The organism is Mycobacterium hainanense (assembly GCF_041890355.1).
Classification (GTDB): domain Bacteria; phylum Actinomycetota; class Actinomycetes; order Mycobacteriales; family Mycobacteriaceae; genus Mycobacterium; species Mycobacterium hainanense.
In genome coordinates, this window is the sequence record NZ_CP169059.1 from 2,357,812 (window position 1) to 2,367,292 (window position 9,481).

The 9,481-nt window shown below is 64.2% G+C and carries 9 protein-coding genes; all 9 read left to right on the forward strand.

Annotated features, from left to right (window positions below; translation table 11 throughout):
• The first annotated feature begins 50 nt into the window (after positions 1–50).
• The 9 genes from ACEL92_RS11080 to ACEL92_RS11120 all read left to right on the forward strand — a co-directional run bounded on the left by ACEL92_RS11080 (position 51) and on the right by ACEL92_RS11120 (position 9,473).
• Complete coding sequence (locus ACEL92_RS11080; protein ID WP_374025604.1) at positions 51–1,634, forward strand: hypothetical protein; 1,584 nt, start codon at positions 51–53, stop codon at positions 1,632–1,634.
• Positions 1,635–1,713: 79 nt separating this feature from the next.
• On the forward strand, positions 1,714–3,735 hold the full coding sequence (locus tag ACEL92_RS11085) for an ATP-binding protein (RefSeq protein ID WP_374025605.1): 2,022 nt from the start codon (positions 1,714–1,716) through the stop codon (positions 3,733–3,735).
• A gap of 235 nt (positions 3,736–3,970) precedes the next feature.
• Entirely contained in the window at positions 3,971–4,351 is a 381-nt protein-coding gene (locus ACEL92_RS11090) for a hypothetical protein (RefSeq protein WP_374025606.1), read from the forward strand.
• A gap of 216 nt (positions 4,352–4,567) precedes the next feature.
• A complete protein-coding gene (locus tag ACEL92_RS11095) occupies positions 4,568–4,735 on the forward strand; it encodes a hypothetical protein (RefSeq protein WP_374025607.1) in 168 nt (55 codons plus the stop codon).
• A 175-nt stretch (positions 4,736–4,910) separates the two neighbouring features.
• Entirely contained in the window at positions 4,911–5,570 is a 660-nt protein-coding gene (locus ACEL92_RS11100) for a hypothetical protein (RefSeq protein WP_374025608.1), read from the forward strand.
• Positions 5,567–6,664 carry a hypothetical protein gene (locus ACEL92_RS11105; RefSeq protein ID WP_374025609.1) on the forward strand — a complete coding sequence of 366 codons (1,098 nt, stop codon included), beginning with the start codon at positions 5,567–5,569 and terminating at the stop codon, positions 6,662–6,664. Before ACEL92_RS11100 ends, ACEL92_RS11105 begins: the two co-directional genes overlap by 4 nt.
• Positions 6,665–6,835: 171 nt before the next feature.
• Positions 6,836–7,396, forward strand: a complete 561-nt coding sequence (locus tag ACEL92_RS11110) for a hypothetical protein (protein WP_374025610.1) — start codon at positions 6,836–6,838, stop codon at positions 7,394–7,396.
• Positions 7,397–7,469: 73 nt separating this feature from the next.
• Positions 7,470–7,787, forward strand: a complete 318-nt coding sequence (locus ACEL92_RS11115) for a hypothetical protein (RefSeq protein WP_374025611.1) — start codon at positions 7,470–7,472, stop codon at positions 7,785–7,787.
• 426 nt (positions 7,788–8,213) lie between these two features.
• Positions 8,214–9,473 (forward strand): hypothetical protein, encoded by a 1,260-nt coding sequence (locus tag ACEL92_RS11120; protein WP_374025612.1) that lies wholly within the window; start codon positions 8,214–8,216, stop codon positions 9,471–9,473.
• Positions 9,474–9,481 lie beyond the last annotated feature (8 nt).

Sequence of the window (9,481 nt, forward strand, 5' to 3'; positions counted from 1 at the left end):
ACGCAGTGTAAATCAATGCTAAGCGTTAACCATAGATCCGGTTACCACTGGTGAACAGGGCAAGCGGGCCACCGACGACGGCACAAAAGGCCAGGTCAGACACTTTCGCGTCCGGCAGCATCGAGCAGGCCGCGCACGCGCTCGCCGAGGCCGAGCATCTGGGGCAGATGCGCGCTCGCCGGGTGCCGTACACGCCTCACGAACTCGGCCAGCGCATCATGCCGGGCTACCGGATCACGCCGGCGGTTGCGCTGATCGGGCAGGAGATCGACCGCGCGATCCGCGAGCCCGATCAACGGCTCATCATCACCCTGCCGCCGAGGGAATCGAAGTCAACGACCGCCGCTGTGCTGGGCACTTTGGCCGCGCTGCGCCGCAACCCTGACGCGAGGATCATTCTGGCGAGCTATGCCGATGAGCTGGCAGAGAAGCATTCGCGCGAGGCCCGCCAGCTCATCGCCGAACACGGCGACCTGCTCGGCCTGGCGCTGTCTCCCGACAAGTCCAGTGCTGGCCAATGGACCCTTGACGGGCACCGTGGCGGACTGCTCGCGTCCTGCCTGTTGTCCGGCTTGACCGGCCACGGGACCGATGAGCTGCTGATCGTGGACGACGTGGTTAAGAACATGACCGAGGCCGACTCACCGACCTACCGCCGGCGCGTGGTCGCTGAGTTTCGGAGCACTTTGCTGACGCGTACTGAGCCGGGTGCGTCGGTCGTCGTCATCGGAACACGTTGGCACACAGAGGATTTGATCGGCGTGCTGCTCGCCGAGGAGCCCGAGCGTTGGCGGCTCATCAGCGTGCCGGCCGTCGCCGACGCCGGAGTGCCCGATTCCCTCGGTCGCGCTCCCGGTGAGGTGATGGTTTCCGCCGTGGGCCGGACGCCGGAGCACTTTGCTGACCTGCGCAGGTCGCTCGGCGAACGTATGTGGTGGGCGGAGTTCCAAGGCGTGCCGGCCTCACCCGAGGGCAACGTCATCCAGCGCGCCTGGCTGGACGCCTGGCGTTTGTCCGCGATGCCCGCCAACCCGGTGCGCACGGTCGTCGGCGTCGACCCCTCCGACAGCGGCCAGGGCGACGCGGCGGGTCTGGTCGCCGCCAGTCTGACCACCGAGGGCGTAGTGGCCGTGCACCGTGACATCAGCGAGCCGATGACGCCCGAAGCGTGGGCGCGCGCGGCGGTCGAACTCGCCATCGACACCGGCGCTAGTGAGATAGCGGTTGAAACGTTCGCGGCGAGAGAGGGATACCTGTCGGTCCTCAACACCACGTTGCGCCGCTACCGGCCACCGCACCCGATCCGCGTCACGTCGTGGCCCCCCCGAAACGACCGCAGCGGGCGCGGGCGGGGCGACGCCCTGGCCCGCTCCGCCAAGCTCGTCCAAGGGCTGGAAACCGGCACCGTGCGCCTGGTCGGGCACCTCCCCGGCTTCGAGGGACAGGCCACGCGGTGGCAGGCCGGCCAGCATCAACCCGACTGCATCGCGGCCCTGACCGTGGCCCATGACGTGCTCACCCACGGCGGCCAGGTGCACATCGCCAGCTTCACCGAGACCGCTCGGCGCGCACGCGAGGGACTGGTGCCACCCCCTCCCCAATGGATGCGGCGCAGGATCAGCGACCGGCGATGAATGCCGCCGAAGCTGACCGACGTGCGCCTGACCGTGACTTTCGTCGCTGGCCGTCAGACGCCCGTGCGAAGATGCAGCTGTGACGGAGATCCAGGTCGGCGCCGGCAAAACCATGCTGGAGGCGCTCGTCAAGACACCGGAGGTTGGTGTCTGTGAGCTGGTGTGGAACGCGTTCGACGAAGACGCAAAAGTCGTTCGTGTCCGCGTGGAGACGAACGACCTCGGCGGTGTCGAAGCCATCACCGTTGAAGACGACGGCAACGGCATGAACCGACAGCGGGCAGAGGCATCATTCTCGAAAGTCGGCGACAGCTGGAAGCTGACGGCCGGAACCAAGAGTCAGGGCGGTCGTCTCGTTCACGGCAAGTACGGCCGCGGACGCTATACGGCATTCTCGCTGGGTAATTCCGTCAACTGGGTCTCCACCAGCGAGGCCGTCGAGGGCGGCGAACTGGCCACTATCCAAGTCTCCGGCAATCATTCCAGCCTGGATCGATTCGAGATCGAGGAATTACCGACCGAGAGTTCGACCACCGGCACTCGTGTGGTCATCACGGTGGTGACCGAGAAGGCTGCCGCCGCCTTCGATGAAGCTAGCTCGATCCGCGAACGTCTCCTGACCGAATTTGCGCTACATCTCGAACGGCATCCAGATTTCCGAATCGAATTCTTGGGTGCCACTATCGAGCCCGATGCGGTGATTGAAACCCGCAGCACCTTCGAGATCGAACTACCCGAAGGGGTTACCGGACCGGCGACGCTGACGGTCATCGAGTGGAAGCTGCAGGACGTCAAGCGACGCCTATACCTGTGCGACTCCGACGGCGCAATCGTGGACGAGCTGAATGCCGGTATCCAGGCTGTGGGAGCAGAATTCACCGCCTACCTCCAGTGGGCAGGGTTCACCCACGATCACGGACTTCTGCTTGAGGGAGACAACGACACCCCAGCCGGGAAGGTGTTGCAGGCAGGCCGCGCAGCTTTACGTGACCACCTCCTCGCGGCCGCGCGCCGGCGCGAAGCCGAGACGGTTAAGCAGTGGCAGGACGAGGGCGTCTATCCGTACAAAGACGAACCCAAGACCGAGGTCGACAAAGCGACGCGCGACACCTTCAGGGTCGTGGCCATGGCGGCGTCGCGGACAGTAAATGAAGCGAAATCGTTGTCATCGAAGGCGCTCGCTCTGAGCCTACTAAAAGAGACCTTTGAGAATAATCCTGAATCACTGCTCCCGATTTTGCAGCAGTTCTCGAAGCTAAACTCTGCTCGGATCGACGAATTAAGGGAGATTCTTGAGCATACTACATTGACGCATCTGATTTCGGTCGGCAAAGAAATCGGTGGCCGCATCGAATTCATCAATGGGCTGAATGCGCTCTTGTTTGATAAAGCTACCAAGCGGCGACTATTGGAGCGGCGGCAGTTGCATCGGATACTCGCACACGAAACGTGGATCTTCGGCGAAGGGTGGTCGCTCACTGGCGATGACGACCGCCTAAATGTGGTGTTGAAGAATTACCTGGATAAACTCGGCGTTGACGTCGAGATGGCCGGCGACGAGCCGATTTTGCGCGAAGATGGCAGTGTAGCGATCCCCGACCTTGTACTCGGGAGGCAGCTGGAAACCAGCGAAAATCAATTCACACACCTTGTCGTCGAACTTAAACGGCCCAACCACAAATTGAATGATGAAGACGTCGCTCAGCTGCGCAGCTATGCAAATGCCATAACCAAGGATGAGCGTTTCGACCAGCCAAATTCGTCGTGGGAATTCTGGCTCGTCGGCAATGAGACTACCGACACTGTTGACGACCTCCGGAATCAAGAACACCTGCCATTCGGGGTTGCTCAGCACAGCAAGAAATATCGGATCATCGTTCGCACCTGGGCTGAGATAATCGGTGACGCGCAACACCGGCTGAAATTTGTCCAAAGATCGTTGCAATACGAATCAGACCGCGACTCGGGGTTAGCAGCGATGCGGGCGAAGTATGCGGACTACCTCCCCAAAGAGGCGTTCGACGTAGTGTCCAAGGCGACTGACGCCGAGCTTCCAGAAGAAGAGGCCAACAAAGCGGGTGACGCGGCCGACCTGGAATGAGCAGCCGCAATTCGCAACAGCGACCCTTGTCTGTCTGACTAGCGCAATTCCGTTGAGAGACACCGGCTTCGGTAGTTGTTGCCTCACCGGGGAGGCCGCTCTGCTGCGTTGACTGCGCTACAGTGGCGAGCCAGTGCCGCTGATCGCCGCTCGCTCGACGTCGACCGCGCGACGCTGTACCGCCACCTGGCTGACTGGCCCAGCCTAACCGGGAGTTCGGCGTAGGTTGGATTGCATGGTTGAACCTGCGAAGCAGAAGTCGATCACCGTCAGGTCGGACGGGATGGTCCAGACCTTCACGGGTGACCCACAGCTTCATTCCCTGGAGATCGGCGTCTACTACATCTCGATTCACGATCCGACTGTTCCCTCGGGTCGAAGCGTTGTCTGGCAACAGCGGGTGGAGAATGGCATCGCCGAAGGCTTCGAGATCACGATGGAAGGCTTCGACATGGGGCTCAAGGTCGGCGACCGCGTGCGCAATCGATCCGGCTGGGAAGGCGTCGTCGCAGAAGTCAACGACACCAACGCGAAAGTGGAGTTCGACAACGGCCAGTCTGGCTGGTTCGGTCTCTATGAGCATCTCGTTTCCGGCGGGGTCTTGGAACTGCTTTAACGGCATGCCTCGCGCGGCTGACCAGCCGAATGCGCTTGTGACAATACCGATCTCGGTAGGGATTCAAGACACGCTCGTATCACTCAGGTCCGGTGTAGCTGCATGCCCTAGTGCTTAGCTCGCGATGTGACAACCAGTGACACCGGCAGTAGCCCAACGACTCTGAGCGTCGACTGGCGCGATCGATCGCCCGAAAGCTGGCGTGGCCGTAAGGCTGTGCTCGCCAGTCGCGGCGAGGTCGACGGGCCGCGCGTGGACGAATGCACGGCCGCGCTGGGCAACTGGCGGTTGCGCACGTTTTTGACGCGCGAGATGAGCATGTCGAGTGAGCGCGCCGACGCGCTGATTGATCAGATGCTCGCCGGCCGGGAGGCGGCGCAGTGATCGCCGCCCGGCCCATAGACCGTGCGGCGGGCTTACATATGAGGCTGCCCGCCGCACTTAAACTCTTCGGCCGCAAAAAGGGCGCGGTGGTTCCGGCGACACCGCAGCCGATCAAGCGGCCCGCGAAGCTGGCCCCTCCCAAACCCTCAAAGCGCTGATGAGAGGACGGCACCCGATGCACGACCGCAAGCATTCCCGCCAGGCCGACCAGACCGAACAACGCCGCCGGCGGCGCGCGAGCATGCCCCTCGCTTATGACGGCGCTTTCGACCTGGCCGCCGAGGTCGCCGCGATCGCCGAGCCGCTGGCCGCCCGCGTCGCCGCCGGCCCGCAACCCCTTGCTTTCCGACCTCATGTGATTGAGCTGGCCGACGCGACGCATGAGCTGGTGTCGACCGTGGTGGGCTGGTTGGCCGAGACTGACGCCCTCGCCCGCACCAAACACCTGGCCGGCGAGCCTGGCACCCGACGCAAGGCCGTTCGGACGCTGTGCGACCTCGCTCAGCGGCCGACGCTGCCCGACATGACCGACGACGTGCTGGCTTCGGGCAGCTGGGCGGCGCTGCTGATCGAGATGGCCGCCCCCTCTGCTGAGCCGCTGGCTGGCTTGCTCGCCCGGTCGTGGCCCCCAGATCACGAGGCGCTGCGTGGCCGGCCCTCGCGCTCCGAGCGGTTAAACGAGCTGCTGCGCAACACGATTGACCGGGCCGCCTTGGCGCTGGAACGACGCCTTGATTGGGCGCAGTCGGCCCCGACGGCACCGGCTCGGCCGACCGATACCGAGCGCACCGAACAGGCCCGTGCCGAGCTGGCCGCGATGGGAGTGAAGCTGTGACGACACCGACCGCGCCGACGATGCCGACCACGCGCGAGCCGGCGCCGCCGGGAGTGCTGCCCGCGATCCCATTCATGGCCCCGCTGGTCAACCCAGCGCCGAATGGGCTGTATTCGCTGGTCGACTGGACCGACCTCGCGCCCGATGACCCGGTGCGATTCCTGGGCGAGGGCGTGTGGGTGCGCCATTACAACTACGGCGGTGCCGGCGCGTTCGGCGTCTGGGATGCGCCGTGGTGCGGCGAAGTCGAGCGCATCACGATCAGCGGCACCGGCGGTACCTGGTCCTACACGTGGGGCGGCGAAACCGTCGCCGCTCCACTGGGGTTCAACGTGCCGGTCGCTGACCTACAGACCGCGATCGACGCCCTGCCCAACGTCGAGCCGGGCGGCGCACACGTCAGCTCGCCGAGCCCCGGTGTCTACCTGGTCAGCCACACCAGCCGGCAGCCGTCCTCGGTCGATGGCAGCGCCTTGACGGGGCCGCAGGCGGGTGCCAAGACGCAGCCGGTGCGCAAAGAGGGCGACCGGCCACCGGACACCGATCCGTTCCCACCGATCACGGTGTGGGCCTCGGGCACCTGCGACATGACCGACTACGGCCAAAACGAGGCGATGACCCGCGCACAACAGAATCTCCGGTTGCTCGAACAGGTCGCCGTCGAGCGCGACCTGGCGATCCGGCTATTGGCCGACAGCGCGGCGGTCACCGTCGAGCGCGCCACGTTGCCCTCGGCGATCAGCTACTTGGAGGGTCTGCTGGCCGAGACCAACACCGTCGGCATCGTGCACGCGAGCGCGCAGTGGGCGTCGATCGGTGCGGCTCAAGGGGGGCAAGGTGGGCTGTGGGTCCGCAATGGCAGCTCGATCAAGACGCAGCTCGGGCACAGTCTGGCGTTCGGCGGCGGGTATGTCGACGGGCTGGGCACCACCCTGGTCGCCACGTCGGCCCCCGTCTTCGGGTGGCGCGATGAGCCGGCGCTGCGCACGACGGCGCACTACCCGACCAACGAGTTCATCGCGATCGCCGAACGCAGCGTGGCCCTGGCCTACGAAGAGATCATCGGCGCGGTCACCGTGACCACCGCCCCCTGACCGAAACAGGCTGAGAGGCAAGTGATGACAACCGCGCGACCGCCTTGACGATGACGCCAGAGATCGGCGTCGAGCCGGGGGACTGCGCTATGTGCCGCCTCGGCTTGGACACCGATCACGTGACAGTCCCGGCTAGCACGATCCCGCTCGACCCGAAAGGACATCGACACCATGACCGCGACGAAGAAACGCCCGCTCACGCTGGCCGATCTCACCGTCGCCGAGCGCGAGCGCGCGGCGACGGCATTCCATGAGGCCGGGCACGCGATCGCAGCGACGCTGCTGGGCGGACGCATTCGGGTGGCGGTGGTCTCCGAGGGCCGGACGTTCGGCATGCTTGGCAAGACGGTTCACGACGAGGTTGCCGCAGGCAGCTGGCCGTCGATCTTGTACGCCGGGCCGTGGGCCGAGGCCCGCCTTGGTGCTGGGCGGCGGCCGACCCAACGCGAAATGTTCACCGCGCTCGATCGCAACGTTTGCGACGATCGCGAGCTGTCACGCGCCGGCGGCTCGGTGACCGGGGCCGCTATCGTGCCGCTGCTTGAACGCTGCTGGCCGTCGGTCGCCAAGCTCGCCGCTCAACTGTGGAGCAACAGCGAAGTACGGCACGCCGACGTCTGCGCGGCGCTGCGCATCCCCCAGCGCGACAACGGCTTCCATTTGTCGCTAATCCGAAGCGGCACGCCACCGGAAAACCTCAAGGTCACACGATCGACTGCGGCGACCGTCTGATCCGATCCGATCCACCCACAACGACAACCACGACGGCCTCATGACATGACCCACCACCCCCCGATGATGAGAGATGCCCGACATGACCACCGCACCCACCGTGACCACGGCTACCAGACCGGCCGCCACCAAACCGCCCGCCCCCCAGGTCAGCGATGACGAGATCGACGCCGCGATTATGAAAGCGTGCGAGCGGGCATGGGGGAAAGATCGCCAAGTCGTGGCGTGGGCGTCAATCCGCAATCGTGTTCCGGGCGGTGTGGCGCAGATATGTGAGCGTCTGCTCGCCTTGCACTATGCGGGCCGCATCTACCTGTACAAATTTGGCGGCCGGAATTACCTTGCGACGCCGATCCCCGGTCCCGTAGTCGAACCTGGCTGCTATGACTAGAGCGGTCAAACCGCCGGCATCCGCCTGACCAGGCCGTACACCCGTCCGCCGTGTTGCCGCCAAGTTGCCAAGACAGGGCCGAACGGGGTGGACGCAGTAGACAAGGCGGACAAGCGGACCGGCGTTGAGCTGGACATATCCAACGCCGCCGGACACCGTTTCACACGTTCCGATCCCTTTACACACCAGCGGTCGGCGGTTCGATACCGTCCGCGCCCACCACGTCGCTTCGAGGGTCGCGACCGCGACGCAGATGTGCGTAGGGCCGATCGGCGGCGAAATCGCCAATTTTGTTGACGTCGGACGCGTCCCCTCGGGCAGCCAGCCGCGACCACGCCAAAACTTTAGCGTGAACGAAGCCGTGAAGCCCCGTCGAAAATCGTCCGGCGCACATCCCGCAGCCAGTACGATTCAAAGCTGTCGGGGGTGTTTCCAACCCATGTGGAGACCGCTGTGGATATAGGCCGTGTTGGCAGTGTTTTCGCGCGCGCGCTGGAGCCGATGCTCCTCGGCGACGATATGGCATTCGTGGTGACATTCCGCGACAAATACGATCCCGAACGTTTGTGGTCTGCTTACGAATCGATGGTGCGAGAAAACCCCGGATTGCAAGTAATTCTCCAGCCGTCCGGCCAATCTTTGGCATGGGCGCCGATCGACTCGTCGGATTTGGACAAGGCTCTCGATTGCCAGCGCCAGCATTTCACCCGGACATTCTCATTCGAGGAATTGCTTTCACCCGTTCATGCTCTGACGCCCCCGCTCCCAGTCCGGATTTCACGGCTGGGCGAGAGGGAGGTCTGTTTCCAAATGAGCCACGCTTTGTCCAATGGCCGTGGCGGCGTTTATTGGATCATCTGCTGGATCGCCGCCGCCAACGGCCAATCCGTCCCGCCCGGTCCGACGACGGGGCGGTTCGATTCCATCGCCCCCCGAAGTGGACTTGCGCTATTGCCGTTGTACCTGCTCAACTTTCGGGCGCGGGCGGGCCGGAAGGCGACCGACAACACGGTCGACCTCACTCATGGCAAGACGCCGATTCCCCACAAGAACGGCTATGCGTCCCGGACGTATTTGTTCTCTGAGGCGCAGACCAGTCGCGTTCTCGACAAAGCCCGCGGCCTCGATCTTTCGCTTCAGCAGTACATGTGTCTCGTGGTTGCCGAGGCAATGCTTTCCGCGCAACCCGAAAAATCGCGCGTCTGCATTCTGGTCCCCACTGATATTGCCCGTTACCTGCCCGAGTTGCCGCGCTCTGTTCCGGGCAATTACACCGGCACCATGGTGGTGCAAGTGCGGCGTGGAGCACCATTGGAATCGCAGATCGCACGTCAGTTCCGCTGGCTGCGTCGCGGCGTCGACTACTGGTCTACCCGGCTCATCGCCGCCACTTCCCCGGAGGAAGGGCTGCTGAAGAAATTGACGCAGACCGCGGCGCTTCCCTTCCACCGGCGCGGGCCATTCCAGAACGTTTCCTGCGCGGTTTCCAACGTGGGCGTGGTCACCGCTCCCGCGGAGTGGGGAGTTGAATCGGGCTACGGCACCACCAAAACGCAAACTGTTTTCTTTACCATCGCCGTATTGAGCGGCTGCCTTTCCGCCAATGTCACGTTCGCCCGTGACCTCTACGACCCCGAGGAAGTGTTCCGCGTGGCCGATGCCGCGCTGGCGGATCTCGATTGCTAATCAGCTGG